A 15,804-nucleotide genomic window follows, 5' to 3' on the forward strand; every position below is an offset into this window, starting at 1 on the left:
TTAGTGTGTCCGGGTGCGAAAGATCCTGGTCATCGGTATCGGCGCGGGCAACCCCGACCACCTGACGCTGCAGGCCGTCAAGGCGTTGCAGACGGTCGACGTGTTCTTCGTGCTGGACAAGGGTTCCGTCAAGCAGGAGCTGGTCGACCTGCGGCAGTCGATCCTGGCTGCTCATGTGACGGGCCCGTACCGCGTGCTGGAAGGCCGCGACCCGGAGCGTGACCGCACGGCCACCGACTACGTCGGCGCGGTCGACGACTGGCGCCGGGCCCGCGCGGACGTGTGCCAGGAGCTGCTTTCGCAGCTGGGTGCCGACGAGGTCGGGGCGTTCCTGGTGTGGGGCGACCCTTCGTTGTACGACTCGACGCTGGCGATCCTCGACGACCTGCTGGGCCGCGGTGCGGAGTTCGAGGTCTCCGTGATCCCCGGTGTGACCTCGGTGGCCGCGCTGACCGCAGGCCACCGCGTCTCGCTGAACCAGGTCGGCAAGCCCGTGCAGATCACGACCGGTCGCCGGCTGGCCGCCGCGTGGCCCGCGGACGTGGACGACGTGGCCGTGATGCTGGACGCGAAGTACTCGTTCGAGGGCGTTGACCCCGACACGTGGATCTACTGGGGCGCCTATCTGGGGATGCCGGACGAGATCCTGGTGTCCGGGCGGGTCGGTGACGTGGCGCCGCGGATCCGGGCGTTGCGTGATGAGGCTCGCGCGCGCAAGGGCTGGATCATGGACACCTACCTGCTGCGCAGGACCTGAGCCTGCTTTTCGGCCTTTCGGCCTTTTCGGCCTATTCGGCGACGAGCCGGCGGACCGACTGCTCGACGAGTGCCCGGTTCGCGTTCGGCGTGCTGAACGCCAGGATCGACATGTGCACGACCAGATCCAGCAGGCTCGAGGCATCGAAGGCCGCGGAGATCTTGCCGTCCAGCTGCGCCTTCGCGACGGCCTCCACCTTGTGCCGGTATGCCTCTTCCTCCGCCTTCGGGATGGCGTCGAAGCCGTTCTCCAGCCGGTGGTAGGCCGCGAGCCGCAGCAACTGCGGCTGCTCCAGGTAGAAGTCGAACAGGCGACCCGCGTAGCCCGGCAGGTCCTCCGGAGTGATGGGGACGGCCGCGATCACGCGGTCGATCTGGATCCTCAGCAGCTCGTCGAACAACCCTTCCTTGCTGCCGAAGTAGGCGTAGATCATCGCCTTGTTGCAGCCGGCCTTGGCCGCGATGCGATCGACCCTGGCACCGGCGATGCCGTGCTGGGAGAACTCCTCCAGCGCCGCTTCCAGCAGTTTCGCCTTGGTCGCTTCCTTGTCCCTCACCACACCCCCATTCTAACCAACCGGTTGGTAGAAGCAACCAACTAGTTGGTTGACACGCGGCCGCAGGCGTGGTTGCCTGAGACTAAGCAACCAACCAGTTAGTTAGGAGCGGGAGCCATGAAGGTCGCACTGGTCACGGGTGCCTCGTCGGGGATCGGTGAGTCGACGGCGCTGGAGCTGCAGAAGGCGGGATACACGGTCTACGCGGCGGCGCGCCGGGTGCAGCGGATGGAGGGCCTGGCCGCGCAGGGCGTCCGGGTGCTCGAGATGGACGTCACCCAGGACGAGTCGATGGTCGAGGGCATCAAGAAGATCATCGCCGAGACCGGGCGGATCGACGTGCTCGTGAACAACGCCGGGTACGGGTCGTACGGCGCGGTCGAGGACGTGCCGCTGGACGAGGCGCGGTACCAGTTCGAGGTCAACGTGTTCGGGCTGGCGCGGCTGGTTCAGCTCGTGTCGCCGCACATGCGCGAGGCCGGGAGCGGCCGGATCGTGAACGTGTCGTCGATCGGCGGGCGCATCTACGAGCCGCTCGGGGCCTGGTACCACTCGACGAAGTTCGCCGTGGAGGGGTTGAGCGACTCGTTGCGGCTGGAGCTGAAGCCGTTCGGGATCGACGTGGTGGTGATCCAGCCCGGCGGGATCAAGACCGAATGGGGCGGGATCGCCGTCGAGAACATGCAGAAGACGTCGGGCGGCGGTGCCTACGCGGGTCAGGTCAAGCAGCTGTCCGGGCTGTTCTCGCAGGCCGATCGCGGCTCGGAACCGAAGGTCATCGCGGACGTCATCGTCAAGGCGGCACAGGCCCGCCGGCCGCGCACGCGGTACGCCGCCGGGTTCGGTGCGCGGCCGATTCTGTTCGCGCGCAAGGTGTTGTCCGACCGGGCCTTCGACGCGATGTTCCTCGGGGCGATGCGGCGCTTCGCCTAGCGCCTGAACGACCTGGTCTGAGCAGGTACCTTCGGTTCAGAACCACCGAGGGGAGTCGTGTGCACGAGGGGCTGTCGCAGGAAGCCGAGCAGCTGTACCTGGAAATGTTGCGCGGCAAGACGAGCGAGCCCAGTGCGGTGCACGAGGAACTCGAACGGCTCGGACTGCTGCGCAACGACGAGGTGCGCCCGCCGAGGTCGGCGCTGGCAGCGATCGCGCTGAGCCACGAGGCCGCGGCCATCCGGGCCAGGGAGACCGCCGAGGTGCTGGCCGCCGCCTATGCCGAGCGCGGCGCGACCGAGGTCGACTTCGTCGAGGTCCTCAAGGACGCGGGCGAGGTGATCAGCGCGTTCGAGGAGATGCAGAGCCAGGCCAAGACGGAGATCCGGGCGCTGGATCCCGGTTCGTACCTGAGCCCGCAGCCGGAGGCGAGTCCCGCACAGCCTCCGGCGCTGGCCCGCGGCGTCGCCTACCGGGTGGTCTACGACTCCTCACTCCTGCAGACGGAACTGGGGTACGCGTCGGTGCAGGGAAGCATCGCCGCGGGCGAGCAGGCACGGGCGTTTCCTGGCGTGCCGCTCAAGCTCGTGATCGCCGACTCGGACCGGGCGTTGATCGCGGTGCCGACGGTCACCGGCGGGAACGTCGTGGCACTTCTCATTCACCCGTCCGTGCTACTGAGCGCTCTCGTCGAGCTGTTCGAGGCGTTCTGGCGGATGGCCGTGTCGATCACTCCTGGCAGCCAGGAAGACACCCAGGAAGAGCCGACCACCGCGACCCGGCGGCTGATGGCGCTGCTCAGTGCCGGTCTGACGGACGAGTCGATCGCGCGCGAGCTCGGTGTCAGCGAGCGGACGGTGCACCGACGAGTGAGCCGGTTGCAGCAGTTGCTGGGCGCGCAGACGCGGTTCCAACTCGGCGTGCAGGCGTCACGGCGCGGGTGGCTCTAGTCACCCAGCGTCAGTACATGAGGGTTGTTCATCACTCTGTGAACACCTTTCGTGACAGTTTTCAGACATGGCGACTTTCTGCCACCCCTCGCGAGTGTCAAACGAGGGAAAACCCCTTCCTCCCCTGACGAAAGCGCGGTCTCACCAAGGCCGTGCGGGGGCAGGAAGGGATCGACCGTGAGGAAGTACTTCAGAGGCGGCATCGCCGCGCTGACAGGGGCACTGGTCGCCACGAGCATCGCGCTCGTGCCGGCGACGGCGAACGCCGCACCGAATCAGGATCCGGACACGGCCAAGCTCTCGGGCGCGCTGGCCACCCAGGCCGTCACGTGGGAAGACTGCACGTTCCCCGGCGTGGCGGAGGAGACCGTCAAGCGCTTCAAGACCGTCAAGGGCCTCGCCTGCGCCACCGTCCAGGTGCCGCGCGACTGGCACAACCCCGGTGACGGCAACACGATCGGCATCCGCGTCTCCAAGACCGAGACCGCGTACAAGGGCACCAGCCGTCAGGGCATCGCGCTGGTCAACCCCGGCGGCCCCGGCGGCTCGGGCCTGCCGTGGGGTGCGGCGATGGCGCTGCGCAGCCCGGTTCTCGCCGGCCAGTACGACTTCATCGGTTTCGACCCGCGCGGTGTCGGCCTCTCCACGCCGCTCAAGTGCAGCTACACGGTCCCGACCAGCACTGACGTCAACGTGGTGAACAAGGCGAAGGTCCAGGGCTGCCTGGAGAACCCCCTCACGCCGTTCATCACCACCGAGCAGACCGCCTACGACATGGACTTCATCCGTGTCCTGCTCGGCGAGAAGAAGATGAGCTACATCGGCTACTCCTACGGCACGTGGCTGGGCACCTGGTACGCCGCCACGTTCCCGGGCAAGGCGCACCGCTTCCTGCTCGACTCCGCCGTCGACGCCTCACAGCCGACCCTCGAGAAGACCTGGGACCTGCAGCCGCGCACCCGCGACCGCCAGTTCCAGGAGGCGCTGCTGCCGTACATGGCGCGCAACGACGCCGAGTTCGCCATGGGCACCGACCCGATGGAGATCCGCCGCAAGTGGGAGAAGGCCGGCGGCACCCGCGAGTTCCTCGGCATGCTGTTCACCGCCTGGTTCATCATCCCGGCGATGTACGACACCACCCAGTACCCGGTGGCCGGTTCGGCCGTCGCCGCGGTGATCGGTGACTCCGCGCCTGCGGGCACCGACTCGGAGAAGGTCTCCGCGCTCGTCACGAAGATGCTTGCGACGCCGGGCCTTTCGGCCGAGAACAAGGCATTCATCGCGAAGGGCAAGGAGAACGCGCTCGCCGCGATCGCCAAGAAGGAGCGCGTCGCGGTGAAGGCCACGACCGCGGCCGCCGAGGTCGAGACCTGGGACGCCACGTTCGAGGCGATCCGCTGCCAGGACGGTCAGTGGAACCAGAACCTGCACTACTGGAACTACTGGCTGGCCGACCTGACCGTGAACGCGCCGTTCATCGCGCCGTTCATGAGCACGCCGCTGTGCGCGTACTGGCCGACCAAGAACTCGATGCCGAAGCCGGACAAGAAGACGTTCCCGCGCCTGCTGATGGCCCAGAGCGAACTCGACGCCGCCACGGCGTACGAGGGCGGTCTGTCCACGGCGAAGGCGCTGCCGAACGCGAAGCTGATCAGCGTCGACAACGAGGGCTCGCACGGCCTGTTCCCGTACAACACGGACTGCGTCGACGACCCGATCGTCTTCTTCTTCCAGACCGGTGCGACCCCGCGCAAGCAGTTCACCGGCTGCCAGGCGCTCCCGCTGCCGAACGAGGACAAGACCTTCGAGGTCGGCGGCAAGCTCACCAACGGCAAGGTGAAGATCAAGATGATCACGCCCGCCGTCAAGGAGGCCAACAAGATCGTCCGTGACCTGCTCAGCGGCTCCGCCACCGCGGAGGCCGACGAGTCGGGCATGCCGGCCAACCTGTAACACCCTTTGAGCTGCGGCCTCCGGCACGTTGTGCCGGGGGCCGTTTCCATTCCCTAGCGCTGCCACCACTTCTTGCGGACCACGTCGGTGATCACGCAGGTGATGTTGTCCGGCCCGCCGTTGCCGTTCGCCAGCGCGATCAGCTGCCAGGCCGCCTCCGCACCGTCCTCAGTGTCCTGAAGAATCTCGTGAACCTCTTCTACGTCTGCATAATCCGTCAGCCCGTCGCTGCACAGCAGATACCGATCACCCAGTGAGGCCTGGTGCCACGACAGGTCCGGCTCGTGCGAGTTGCCGGACTGCAGCGCCCGCAGCACGTACGCCCGCCGCGGGTGATTTGCAGCCTCCTCCGGCGTCATCCGACCGGCGTCGACGAGCGCCTGCACCATGGTGTGGTCGTGGGAGATCTGCCGAAGGTCCCCCTCGCGCAACAGGTACGCCCGGGAGTCGCCGATGTGCGCCAGCTGGAAGGCGAGACCTTCCCAGCGCATCGCGGTCAGCGTCGTTCCGGCGCCCTGCGGAGCCTCGGCGTCGAGTCTGCGCGCGATCTCGGCCACCGCGGGACCGAGATCGCCCCGCCACGCGGCGAGGACGTTCACCGCGATGGCACTGGCCACTTCGCCGTGCTCGTGGCCGCCCATGCCGTCCGCCACGGCCTGAAGGTCCGGCCGGACGTAGACCGAGTCCTCGTTGTGCTCACGAACGAGCCCAGGATCGGTCGCCACGGCGATGCGCAGCTCGTGTGTCATGTGATCAGTACACCAGTTGCGAACTCACTCCGGCGCGAGCGACCGGTCCAAGACGGGTCCGGACAAACAGCTCAAGCCCGCACCCCAGTGCAAACCAGCAGCTCAACCCGGGATCCGATTCACCTCATGATCCCCAGTAGCCCACAAATGCTGCACAGCGTAAGCCCGCCAAGGCCGCCACACCTCAGCCCGCCTGACCAAGGCAGCCGGAGTCTCAGGCAGCCCCAAATCCCGGGCAGCCAACCGAATCCCCAGATCGGTGGGCAGGAACGCATCAGGGTCGCCCAACGCCCGCATAGCGATCGACTCCACCGTCCAAGGACCGAAGCCGGGCAACGACGTCAGCCACTCACGCGCGACCGCGCGGTCCGCTGACGGGCTCAGGTCCAATCCGGACCGGAGTGCGTCCAGCAGCGCGGCCATCGTGCGGCGGCGCGACTCGGGCATGGCCAGCTCGGCGGGATCGAACTCCAGCGGGAACAGGTAGAGGTCGCCAACCGGTGTGCCGTAACGCGATACGAGGCGCGCGGCGTGCGTGCGGGCCGCCTTTGTGGAGACCTGCTGTCCCAGCACGGCGCGGATGGCGAACTCGGCGCCGTCTACGGTGCGCGGTACGCGGCGGCCTGGCGCGCGGGAGACCAGTGGTGCCAGCAAGGGATCGGCGGAGAGTGCGTTGTCCACCGCGGCTGGATCCGTGTCCAGGTCCAGCAGAAACCGGCAAACGTCAACGGCGGCTTGGCGGTCGCGCGAATCGGAGAGTTCCAAAGTGCACGCGACGTGATCGGTAAAGGGTTGCAAAGAGGCGATCCCGCATCCAAAAGGGAGTCGCATTGTGCGCCGATACACACCGTCCCGCCATTCCTCCACACCGGGCACGGCGGTCGCGATCAGGTGCCCGAACAAGTTGTCCGGGCAAAGAGGTGCTTGAAACGACAAACGTTCCGGGAACTCCACTAGGCGCACGTCCGCAAGCATGTCCCCAAGAACACCACCAGGCACACCCGCAGGCACACCTCCACGCACACCCACAGGCACGTCCACAAGCGCTTCTACAGGCGCGAGAGCAGGCCCAAGAGCAGGCGCAACAGCAGACACACGAGCAGATGCGAGAGCAGGCACAAGAGCAGGCATGTCCGCAGCATGACGCCATTCCAAGCGAGACGCTGGCGGGAAAGGGACATCACTCTGGACGGGGCCAACCGGGTGACCTGCTTCGCGCCGCGAAAATCCGTGGCTAGTCTGACTGCTGCGCCGTGGAGAAGTCAGTTTCAGCAGGGAAGGGCGGCGTCGCGTGCGATGAGAGCGGCCTGGACGCGGTTGTCGCACCGCAGTTTTGTCAGCAGTCGGCTGACGTGGGCTTTGATCGCCCCCTCCGAGAGGTACATGAGCCTTGCTATGCGCGCGTTCGCCATGCCCTGTGCCAGATACACCAGCACCTCCTGCTCCCGCCGGGTGAGCAGGCCGATGCGGTTGCGGGCAGCGTCACGGCGTTCCGAGTCGGCGCCGGTGAAGTGGTCGACCAGTGCGCGCGTCGCGGACGGCGACAGGATCGCCTCGCCGGCGGCGACCACGCGGACCGCGTTCACCAACGCGTCGGGTTCGCCGTTCTTGAACAGGAAGCCCGCGGCGCCGGCGCGCAAGGCCGGGAACAACATCTCTTCTGTCTGCGGGGTGCACAGCATGATCACCTGTGTTCCCGGCACGTACCGGCGGACCATGCGCACGGCCCCGACGCCCTCCATGCCGGGCATCGCGGCGTCCATCAGCAGCACCTGCGGGCGGTGGCGCCGCGCGAGTTCGACCGCGCCGCCGCCGTCGCTCGCCTCGCCTACCACCACCACGTTGCCGGCGCGTTCCAGCACGCCGCGGACTCCTGTGCGGATCAGCACCTCGTCGTCGGCGATGCCGACGGTGATCGTGCGCGGCTTGTCCACCAGCTGCAGACCTGCGCTCGACCACGAGCTGCCCGTCGTCACCGTCATTCGCACTCCCTGTCAGACCGGACCAGTCACCAGTTTGTTCCCGAACGAGGATCTCGGGAAGGCAGGCATAACGAGCACAACGCGAACCGTCTCGCACGCGGACACGTGTAACGGGTTGCACGGGGCAGGTCACCACCCACGACCTGCGCAATCACCAGACCGAGACAGGGACTGCCTGCCGTTACGACTGGAGGAGAGAGACACATGATCAGCACTGGACGTTGCGCCCTGTGCGACAGCACGCTGCCTCCCGCCACCTCCGAGCAACGCAGGTCCTACTGCTCCAACGCGTGCCGCCAACGGGCGTATCGCCGCCGTGCGGCTGTTCCGGCGCCCACGCCCGCTACCAGGAAGAACCTGCGGGTGCTCGCGAACCTGCCCGCTGCCCGCGACACCTTCATCGGCCGTCAGCAGGAGCTCACGAAGCTCGACCAACTGCTGCGCAGGCATCGTCTCGTTACACTCGTGGGCAATGCGGGTGCGGGTAAGACCCGGCTCGCTCTGGAGGCCGCCGGCCGGTTGCGGCGCGGACGGACGGACAGGGTCCTGCTCGTCGAGCTCGGCGAGGTCGTCCACGGCACGGACGTGCTGCCGGCCGTCGCGTGTGCCCTCGGGGTGTTCGCGCAGCCGGACGAGCCGTTGCGCGACACGGTGCTCGAGACGCTCGTGAACATGAAGGTGGTCGTTGTCCTCGACAACTGCGAACACCTTCTCGACACGTGCGCCGAGCTCGCGGACCTCCTGCTCAACCGCTGCCCCGGCGTCCGCGTCCTGGCCACCTCGCGCGAAGCCTTGTGGATCACCGGCGAGGTCAGCTTCCACGTCGAGGGACTGCCCGTGCCGTCGACGGATCGGGACCTCGTCACGACCGCGGCGCCCCGCTCCGAGGCCGTGAAGCTGTTCGTCGACCGGGCGCGCGAGCGCAAGCCCGACTTCCGGCTCACTCCGGAGAACACCGCTGCTGTCGCCTTGTTGTGCGCGCGACTGGAGGGCATGCCGCTTGCGATCGAGCTCGCGGCGCGCTGGGTTCAGGTGCTGCCGGTCGCCGACATCTGCGACCGCATGGACGAACCGCTCGAGCTGCTGACCCTGGGCTGCCGCAAGTCCCCGTCGCGCCAGCGTTCCCTGCGCGAGGCCATCGACTGGAGCTACCAGCTGCTGGCGCCGGACGAGCAGTTCGCGTTGCGGCGGCTCAGTGTTTTCGACGGTGGCTTCGACCTGGCCGCCGCCACCGAGGTCTGCTCGTCGGAACGGTCCGCGGAACCGGTGCTGGACGTGTTGTCGCGCCTGCAGGCCAAGTCCCTGCTGACCGCGGTCCCCGGCACGACGCGATTCCGGCAGCTGGAGACGGTTCGGCTGCACGCACGGGAGAAACTCGTGACGGCGGGCGAAATGGACGTGGCCTTCGAGGCGCTGGCCCGCTGGTTCGCAGACCTCTCGGACGTGCTGATCACCTCACCGCTGTCCGTGCCCGCCGAGGTCCAGGACAAGCTCGACAACCACGTCGACAGCTTGCTGGGCACCGTCGAGTGGGCCGCCGAACGTTCCGACGAACGGTTGCTGCTGCTGACTTCCGCGTTGGCTGACTGTGCCGCGCGGCGAGGACGGCTGGGGCAGGCGCGGGTGATGCTGCGGGACGCGCTGCGGCGACCGTCCACTCGGGACGATTACCGATGTGTGGCGCTGAACCACGCTGCGCGTTTCGCGGCGGAGCAAGGTGATCACGACGAGGCGATCATGTTGTCCGGTGAGGCTTCCCGGCTGGTGCGGGACATCGGGCATCCGGCCTTGCAGATGAGCAGCCGGAGCACGCTGGCCGCGGTGCAGCAGTCGTCCGGCGAGTGGGAGGCGTCGAACGCGAACAACACCGAGTGCTTGCGGGTTGCCGAGTTGCTGGGCGAACCGTTGGCGCGCGCCACGTGTTTGGTGGATTTGGCGCGCACGGCGTTGTCGCTGGGCAAGCACGAACGCGCCGAGAAGGCCGTCATGAAGGCATTGCCCATCTCACGTACGTCCGGCGCGCCCGCCCGCATCGCCTCGGCGCTCAACACGCGTGGAGCGGTCGCGTTGGTACAGGGTGATCTGGACGAGGCGACGCACGCCTTCCAGGAGGCCCTGCGGATGGACGGGATGAACCCGTTGACCGCGCCCGACGCGTTGGAGGGGCTTGCCGTTGTCGCGCTGATGCGCGGCCAGGCCGAGCGCGCGCTGCGACTGGAGGCGACCGGGCGAGCCCTGCGGCGTTCTGTCGGGGTGGTGCCGGATCCGTTCTGGGCGGAGAAGGTCGCTGGAGCGATGCGCACGGCGCGGCTGATGCTGCCCGTTGCGAGCGCGGAGGCCGCCTCCACGCCGTTGTCCGATACGGAAGCCGAGGCGTTCATCCAGGACGAGGTGTGGCTGGACAGGACCGAGGCGGCGCACGACTCGTTGGACGACCACGAGCGGCGGGTGATCGCGTTGCTCGCCACCGGGCTGACGAACCAGCAGATCGCGAATCGGCTGAACGTGTCCGTGCGGACCGTGGCGTCGCGGTTGCAGCGACTGCGGGACAAGCTGGGCCTGCAGAGCCGCGAGGACATCGCGGCATGGGGAGCGGAGCGCGCCATCGGCTGACCAGCAGTTGGGCGTGAAAACCTTTACTGCAACGAGAAACACTTTGGCCTGGAACGAAAACAGGCCTCACCGGTCTTGGCGAGCCCGATTGGCAACCAAGTAGACAAAGACCGGACAGCAGGGGTGTCGCTAAACCGTTTTCGCTCTACTCCATTCGAGTGACGGCAGAGGTCTAGACCTTGACCTTCGAGTGGTCTAAACCACATCGTTCTCGCACCCCCTGCGACTGAGGAGACCGATGTCCAAGTTCCGATGGCATCTAGCTGCTCTCTTCGCGGCTCTCGCCGCGATGGTCCTCGGACTCGCCGTTGTGCCCGCCGCTAGCGGTGCCGGTGGCGTGTCCGCCACGTTCTCCAAGGGTTCGGACTGGGGAACGGGCTTCGAGGGCAAGTACACGATCACGAACAACAGCACGGCGGCCCTGACGTCGTGGACTGTCGAGTTCACGATGCCGGCCAACCACCGGGTCACCTCGCTGTGGGACGGCTCCTACACGACGAGCGGCCAGACCGTCACGGTCAAGAACACCTGGAACGGCAACATCGGCGCCGGCGCCTCGGTGAGCTTCGGCTTCAACGGCGCCTACTCCGGCCCGTTCGCCGCGCCCACGAACTGCAAGCTGAACGGTGGCTCGTGTGACGCGGGCGGGACGAACCCGACCACGTCGACCACGACGACCACCACCACGACCACTACGACGACCACGACCACGACCGGCCCGCCGCCGCCTCCCGGCAAGATCAACCTGGGCTACTTCGCGGAGTGGGGTGTCTACCCGGCGCGCAACTACCAGGTGAAGAACATCGACACCTCGGGTTCCGCGTCGAAGCTGACGCACATCAACTACGCGTTCGGCAACGTGGCCGGCGGCCAGTGCACCATCGGCGAGTCCTTCCCCGCCATCGAGAAGGCGATGACGGCCGCCGAGGCCGTGGACGGCGTCGCCGACACGTGGGACCAGCCGGTGCGCGGTAACTTCAACCAGCTGCTCAAGCTGAAGAAGAAGTACCCGCACCTCAAGGTGCTGTACTCGTTCGGTGGCTGGACCTGGTCCGGTGGCTTCGGCCAGGCCGCGCAGAACCCGGCCGCGTTCGCCGAGTCCTGCTACAAGCTGCTCGAGGACCCGCGCTGGGCCAACCTGTTCGACGGCATCGACATCGACTGGGAGTACCCGAACGCGTGTGGTCTGTCGTGCGACACGAGCGGCCCGGCGGCGTACAAGAACCTGATGCAGGCCCTGCGTACCCGCTTCGGTTCGAACTACCTCGTCACCTCGGCGATCACCGCTGACGGCTCGGAGGGCGGCAAGCTCGACAAGGCCGACTACGGTCCCGCGGCGCAGTACCTCGACTGGTACAACGTCATGACGTACGACTACTTCGGCTCCTGGCCGGGTGCACAGCAGGGCCCGACGGCTCCGCACTCCCCGCTGACGAGCTACAGCGGCATCCCGCAGGCAGGCTTCAACTCAGAGGCCGCGATCTCCAAGCTGCGCAGCAAGGGTGTTCCCGCCAGCAAGCTCCTCCTCGGCATCGGCTTCTACGGCCGCGGCTGGGCGGGTGTGACGCAGGCGGCTCCCGGTGGCACGGCGACGGGTGCGGCTCCTGGCACGTTCGAGCCCGGCATCGAGGACTACAAGGTCCTGAAGAACAAGTGCCCCGCAACGGGCACGGTCGCGGGCACGGCCTACGCGTTCTGCAACGGCGAGTGGTGGAGCTACGACACGCCGCAGACGATCGCGAGCAAGATCTCCTGGGCACGCAGCCAGGGCCTCGGTGGTGCGTTCTTCTGGGAGTTGAACGGTGACACCGCCAACGGCGAACTGATCACAGCGATGAAGAACGCCCTGGGCTAGGTTTTTCGGGGTTAGTCCTTCACAACGCCGGGAGGGGAGCTGGGTCAACCCAGCTCCCCTTTTGTTGTTCCCTAACAGAACACCGCGTCGAGCAGCTTGAAGTAGCCGTCGCCGGGTTCGCCGCCGTCGGCCGCCGCGGTGACCGACAGCGCCAGGCGCTTGGTGCCGTCGAGCGTGCTGATCATCTCGGCCCCGAAGCCGGGCATTCCGCCGTCGTGGCCGTAGATCGTGGTGCCACAGGACAACGGCGTCACCGAGACACCGAGAGCGTAGTTCGGGCTATTCGGCGTGATCTTGGTCAGTTCCTCCTGTTGCTTTGACTTGAGCAGCTTCCCGGCGAGCAACGCGGCCAGGAACGTGTCCACGTCGCGAGTCGTCGAGATCATCTCGCCGGCCGCCCCTCCCCACGACGGGTTCTGACGGGTGACATCGACCGGTTTGCCGTTCGTGTCGGGAAAGTAGCCGTGTGCGTGCGGTCCGGGAATGTCCGCGCTGTTGCGAGGCAGCACGGTGTCCTTGAGGCGCAACGGCTTCAGGATGCGCTGCTCCACGGCCTGCTGGTACGGTCTGCCGGTGAGCTTCTCGATCAGCAGCCCCGCGACGGTGTAGTTCGTGTTGGAGTAGCTGTACTTCGTGCCCGGCAGGAACCCGAGCGGCCGGGAGGTCCCGATGGCGACCAGCTCGCGCGGGTCCCAGGTCTTGAAGCGCATTCCGGGGAAACCGGCCGGGTCGAGCGGCAGGCTCTCCGTGTAGTCGTAGAGACCGCTGGTGTGCTGCAGGAGGTTCCGGATGGTGATGATCTCCCCGTCCGGCAGCAGGCCCGGCAGGTAGCGCGCGACCGGCGCGTCCAGCTCGAGCTTCCCTTCGCCGGCGAGCTGCAACACCACGGTCGACACGAAGGTCTTGGTGACGCTGGCGATCCGGAAGGTGCCGTTGTGCGGCACGGGTTTGCGAGACCCGTGTTCGGCCACACCCGACCTGACGGTGAACGTGTCCCTGCCGGTGACCCGACCCTGAATGCCGAGTGCGCCGCCGGTGCTGGTGAGTTTGTCGATGATCTGCTGCACGACCTCCCGCTGCTCCACCGGTGCCGCGGACGCGACACCGGTGGAGGCGAGCAGGGCGGCCGCGGTGAGTGCGACTACCAGCTTCATGTTCAGCAGAAGACCTCGTTGAGAAGGGCGTTGTAGGCCTGACCGGGGTCACCGGGGACCGGCGCGCTGGTCGCCGACATCTCGAGGCGCTTCTTGTTGTCCGGCGTGGTCAGCAGCTCCGTCGAGTATCCGGGGATGCCGCCGCCGTGACCCACGACCTTGGTGCCGCACGGCATGGTCAGCACGGCCAGGCCGAGGCCGTAGTTCGGGCTGACCTCCGTGGTCTTGTCGAGCTCCTTCTGCTGCGCGGGCTTGAGCAGCTTGCCGCTCGTCAAAGCCACGATGAACGTGTCCAGGTCCTTGGTCGTGGACACCATCTCGCCGGCCGCCCACGCCACCGACGGGTTGATGCGGGTGATGTCGGACGGCTTGCCGTTCACCGCCCAGTAGCCGTGCGCGTGCGGGCCCTTGATGTTCACGCTGTCGCCCGGCACCTCGGTGTCGTTGAGGTGCAACGGCTTCAGGATGCGCTGCTCGACGGCCCTCTCGTACGGCCTGCCGGTCAGCTTCTCGACCAGCAGGCCGGCGACGATGTAGTTGGTGTTGGAGTAGCTCCACTTCGTGCCGGGCGCGAAGTCGAGCGGCTTGCTCGTGGAGATCGCGAGCAGCTCCTTCGGGTCCCAGTGCTTGTAGCGGATCTTCTCGAACTCGGCCGGGTCGAGCGGAAGCGCGCTCGTGTAGTTGTAGAGGCCGCTGGTGTGCTGGAGCACCTGGCGGACGGTGATCTGCTTGTCGATCAGGCCGGGCAGGTAGCGGTCGACCGGTGCGTCCAGGTCGACCTTGCCCTCACCCGCGAGCTGCAGCAGCACCGTCGACACGAACGTCTTGGTGATGCTGCCGACGCGGAACCTCCCGTCCAGCGGCACGGGTTTGTCGCTGTCCAGCTCTGCCTTGCCGGAGCGGGCGGTGAAGCGCTGCCGCCCATCCGTGACGCGGGCCTGCAGGCCGAGCGCTCCGCCGCTCGACGTCAGCTGGTCCATGGCCTGCTGGACGACCTTGCGGTCGACGCTCGCCGTCTCCGTGCCGGCCGACGCGACCCCCGCGGTGGTCAGAGCCAGCAGGCTCGCTGCGGTCACTGTTGCTACCAATCGAATCCCCATGCGGTCCACCTTGCCCCCACCGCCCTGAGGCCGCATCAGACCTTGGGCTGAAGTCACCTCAGGGAGATCCCTTGCTCCTAGCAGAAACCCTCGTCGATGATCTCGCCGTAGGCGGGGTTCCCCGCGCTCGGCGCGCTGGTCGCGGACAGCTGCAGGCGCTTTCCGGTGTCGGGCGTCGTCACCATGAACGTGACGTAGCCGGGGATGCTGCCGCCGTGGCCCCAGATCCTGGTGCCGCACGACAGCGTCTGGACCTGGAGGCCCAGGCCGTAGTCGGGGCTGACGTCCGTGGTCCTGCCGATTTCCTTCTGCTGAGCGGGCCTGAGCAGCTTGCCGCTGGTCAACGCGACGATGAACGTGTCCAGGTCACGTGTCGTGGACACCATTTCGCCGGCGCCGTACGCCAAACTCGGGTTGATGCGGGTGATGTCGGTCGGTGTGCCGTCGACCGACCAGTAGCCGTGCGCGTGCGGGCCCTTGATGTTGACGTTGTCGCCCGGCACCTCGGTGTCGTCGAGCCTGAGCGGCTTCAGGATGCGCTGCTCGACGGCCTTCTCGTACGGCTTACCGGTCAGCTTCTCGATCAGCAGGCCGGCGACGACGTAGTTGGTGTTGGAGTACTTCCACTTCGTACCTGGTGGGAAGTGGAGCGGGTGGCTCGTGGCGAGGGCGAGCAGCTCCTCCGGCTCCCAGTGCCGGTAGCGGATCTGCTCGAACCCGGCCGGGTCCAGCGGGAGTTCCGGTGTGTAGTTGTAGAGGCCGCTCGTGTGCTGCAGCACGTGCCGGACAGTGATGTCCTTGTACGGCACCAGGCCAGGTAGGTAGCGGTCGACCGGGGCGTCCAGGTCGACTTTGCCCTCGCCGGCGAGCTGCAGCACCACCGTCGACACGAACGTCTTGGTGACGCTGCCGATGCGGAACCTCCCGTTGAGCGGGACAGGTTTCGCCGTGTCGAACTCGGCGACGCCGGAACGGGCGGCGAACCGCTGCCGCCCGTCCGTGACGCGGGCCTGCAGGCCCAGCACTCCCCCGCTCGACGTGATCTGGTCCATGACCTGCTGGACGGTCCCGCGGTCGGTGACCTCCGCCGACGCGGTGCCCGTGGTCAGCGCCAGAACGGTCAGTGTTGCCACTGCTGTGAATCGAATCCCCATGGCCGTCACCCTGCCGCCGCCGGGCGGAGGTGACATCGGACCCAGGTC

At 67.3% G+C, this 15,804-nt stretch carries 13 protein-coding genes; 6 read left to right on the plus strand and 7 right to left on the minus strand.

Features of this window, described 5'->3' with window-relative positions; translation table 11 throughout:
* The first annotated feature begins 13 nt into the window (after positions 1–13).
* Positions 14–757 carry a precorrin-6A synthase (deacetylating) gene (gene cobF / locus ACIA8G_RS16160; RefSeq protein ID WP_396419251.1) on the plus strand — a complete coding sequence of 248 codons (744 nt, stop codon included), beginning with the start codon at positions 14–16 and terminating at the stop codon, positions 755–757.
* A gap of 31 nt (positions 758–788) precedes the next feature.
* Here the strand turns inward: cobF and ACIA8G_RS16165 are convergent, their stop codons facing one another.
* Positions 789–1,316: a TetR family transcriptional regulator gene (locus ACIA8G_RS16165; protein WP_396419252.1), complete on the minus strand. Its 528-nt coding sequence runs from the start codon at positions 1,314–1,316 to the stop codon at positions 789–791.
* A 114-nt stretch (positions 1,317–1,430) separates the two neighbouring features.
* On the opposite strand from ACIA8G_RS16165, the gene ACIA8G_RS16170 reads away from it, so the two are divergent.
* The 3 genes from ACIA8G_RS16170 (at position 1,431) to ACIA8G_RS16180 (ending at position 5,149) form a co-directional block, all read left to right on the plus strand.
* Positions 1,431–2,246, plus strand: a complete 816-nt coding sequence (locus tag ACIA8G_RS16170) for an oxidoreductase (protein ID WP_396419253.1) — start codon at positions 1,431–1,433, stop codon at positions 2,244–2,246.
* A gap of 59 nt (positions 2,247–2,305) precedes the next feature.
* A complete protein-coding gene (locus ACIA8G_RS16175; protein WP_396419254.1) occupies positions 2,306–3,196 on the plus strand; it encodes a helix-turn-helix domain-containing protein in 891 nt (296 codons plus the stop codon).
* A gap of 177 nt (positions 3,197–3,373) precedes the next feature.
* Positions 3,374–5,149, plus strand: a complete 1,776-nt coding sequence (locus tag ACIA8G_RS16180; protein WP_396419255.1) for an alpha/beta hydrolase — start codon at positions 3,374–3,376, stop codon at positions 5,147–5,149.
* A gap of 53 nt (positions 5,150–5,202) precedes the next feature.
* Here the strand turns inward: ACIA8G_RS16180 and ACIA8G_RS16185 are convergent, their stop codons facing one another.
* The 3 genes from ACIA8G_RS16185 to ACIA8G_RS16195 all read right to left on the minus strand — a co-directional run bounded on the left by ACIA8G_RS16185 (position 5,203) and on the right by ACIA8G_RS16195 (position 7,880).
* Entirely contained in the window at positions 5,203–5,898 is a 696-nt protein-coding gene (locus ACIA8G_RS16185) for a PP2C family protein-serine/threonine phosphatase (protein WP_396419256.1), read from the minus strand.
* A 102-nt stretch (positions 5,899–6,000) separates the two neighbouring features.
* Positions 6,001–6,873: a DNA-3-methyladenine glycosylase family protein gene (locus ACIA8G_RS16190; protein WP_396419257.1), complete on the minus strand. Its 873-nt coding sequence runs from the start codon at positions 6,871–6,873 to the stop codon at positions 6,001–6,003.
* Between the two features lie 293 nt (positions 6,874–7,166).
* The gene (locus ACIA8G_RS16195; RefSeq protein WP_396419258.1) at positions 7,167–7,880 is read right to left on the minus strand and encodes a response regulator; all 714 of its coding nucleotides are present in this window, start codon (positions 7,878–7,880) and stop codon (positions 7,167–7,169) included.
* Positions 7,881–8,084: 204 nt separating this feature from the next.
* On the opposite strand from ACIA8G_RS16195, the gene ACIA8G_RS16200 reads away from it, so the two are divergent.
* Together ACIA8G_RS16200 and ACIA8G_RS16205 are read left to right on the plus strand one after the other, a co-directional pair.
* Positions 8,085–10,493 carry an ATP-binding protein gene (locus ACIA8G_RS16200; RefSeq protein WP_396419259.1) on the plus strand — a complete coding sequence of 803 codons (2,409 nt, stop codon included), beginning with the start codon at positions 8,085–8,087 and terminating at the stop codon, positions 10,491–10,493.
* 238 nt (positions 10,494–10,731) lie between these two features.
* Complete coding sequence (locus ACIA8G_RS16205; RefSeq protein WP_396419260.1) at positions 10,732–12,348, plus strand: glycosyl hydrolase family 18 protein; 1,617 nt, start codon at positions 10,732–10,734, stop codon at positions 12,346–12,348.
* A gap of 71 nt (positions 12,349–12,419) precedes the next feature.
* Here the strand turns inward: ACIA8G_RS16205 and ACIA8G_RS16210 are convergent, their stop codons facing one another.
* From ACIA8G_RS16210 to ACIA8G_RS16220, 3 genes are all read right to left on the minus strand, one after another.
* A complete protein-coding gene (locus ACIA8G_RS16210) occupies positions 12,420–13,502 on the minus strand; it encodes a serine hydrolase domain-containing protein (protein ID WP_396419261.1) in 1,083 nt (360 codons plus the stop codon).
* 2 nt (positions 13,503–13,504) lie between these two features.
* Positions 13,505–14,602, minus strand: coding sequence for a serine hydrolase domain-containing protein (locus ACIA8G_RS16215; protein ID WP_396419262.1), 1,098 nt, complete (start codon positions 14,600–14,602; stop codon positions 13,505–13,507).
* A 77-nt stretch (positions 14,603–14,679) separates the two neighbouring features.
* On the minus strand, positions 14,680–15,756 hold the full coding sequence (locus ACIA8G_RS16220; RefSeq protein WP_396419263.1) for a serine hydrolase domain-containing protein: 1,077 nt from the start codon (positions 15,754–15,756) through the stop codon (positions 14,680–14,682).
* Positions 15,757–15,804: the final 48 nt, after the last annotated feature.

This window comes from Lentzea sp. NPDC051213 (genome assembly GCF_044455585.1).
Classification (GTDB): domain Bacteria; phylum Actinomycetota; class Actinomycetes; order Mycobacteriales; family Pseudonocardiaceae; genus Lentzea.

Bases quoted from the DNA above. Each gene is read 5' to 3' on its own strand.
- ACIA8G_RS16170 (WP_396419253.1), top strand. From the start codon at position 1,431: ATGAAGGTCGCACTGGTCACGGGTGCCTCGTCGGGGATCGGTGAGTCG.
- ACIA8G_RS16185 (WP_396419256.1), bottom strand. From the start codon at position 5,898: ATGACACACGAGCTGCGCATCGCCGTGGCGACCGATCCTGGGCTCGTT.
- ACIA8G_RS16190 (WP_396419257.1), bottom strand. From the start codon at position 6,873: ATGCTTGCGGACGTGCGCCTAGTGGAGTTCCCGGAACGTTTGTCGTTT.
- ACIA8G_RS16195 (WP_396419258.1), bottom strand. From the start codon at position 7,880: ATGACGGTGACGACGGGCAGCTCGTGGTCGAGCGCAGGTCTGCAGCTG.
- ACIA8G_RS16200 (WP_396419259.1), top strand. From the start codon at position 8,085: ATGATCAGCACTGGACGTTGCGCCCTGTGCGACAGCACGCTGCCTCCC.
- ACIA8G_RS16205 (WP_396419260.1), top strand. From the start codon at position 10,732: ATGTCCAAGTTCCGATGGCATCTAGCTGCTCTCTTCGCGGCTCTCGCC.
- ACIA8G_RS16210 (WP_396419261.1), bottom strand. From the start codon at position 13,502: ATGAAGCTGGTAGTCGCACTCACCGCGGCCGCCCTGCTCGCCTCCACC.
- ACIA8G_RS16215 (WP_396419262.1), bottom strand. From the start codon at position 14,602: ATGGGGATTCGATTGGTAGCAACAGTGACCGCAGCGAGCCTGCTGGCT.
- ACIA8G_RS16220 (WP_396419263.1), bottom strand. From the start codon at position 15,756: ATGGGGATTCGATTCACAGCAGTGGCAACACTGACCGTTCTGGCGCTG.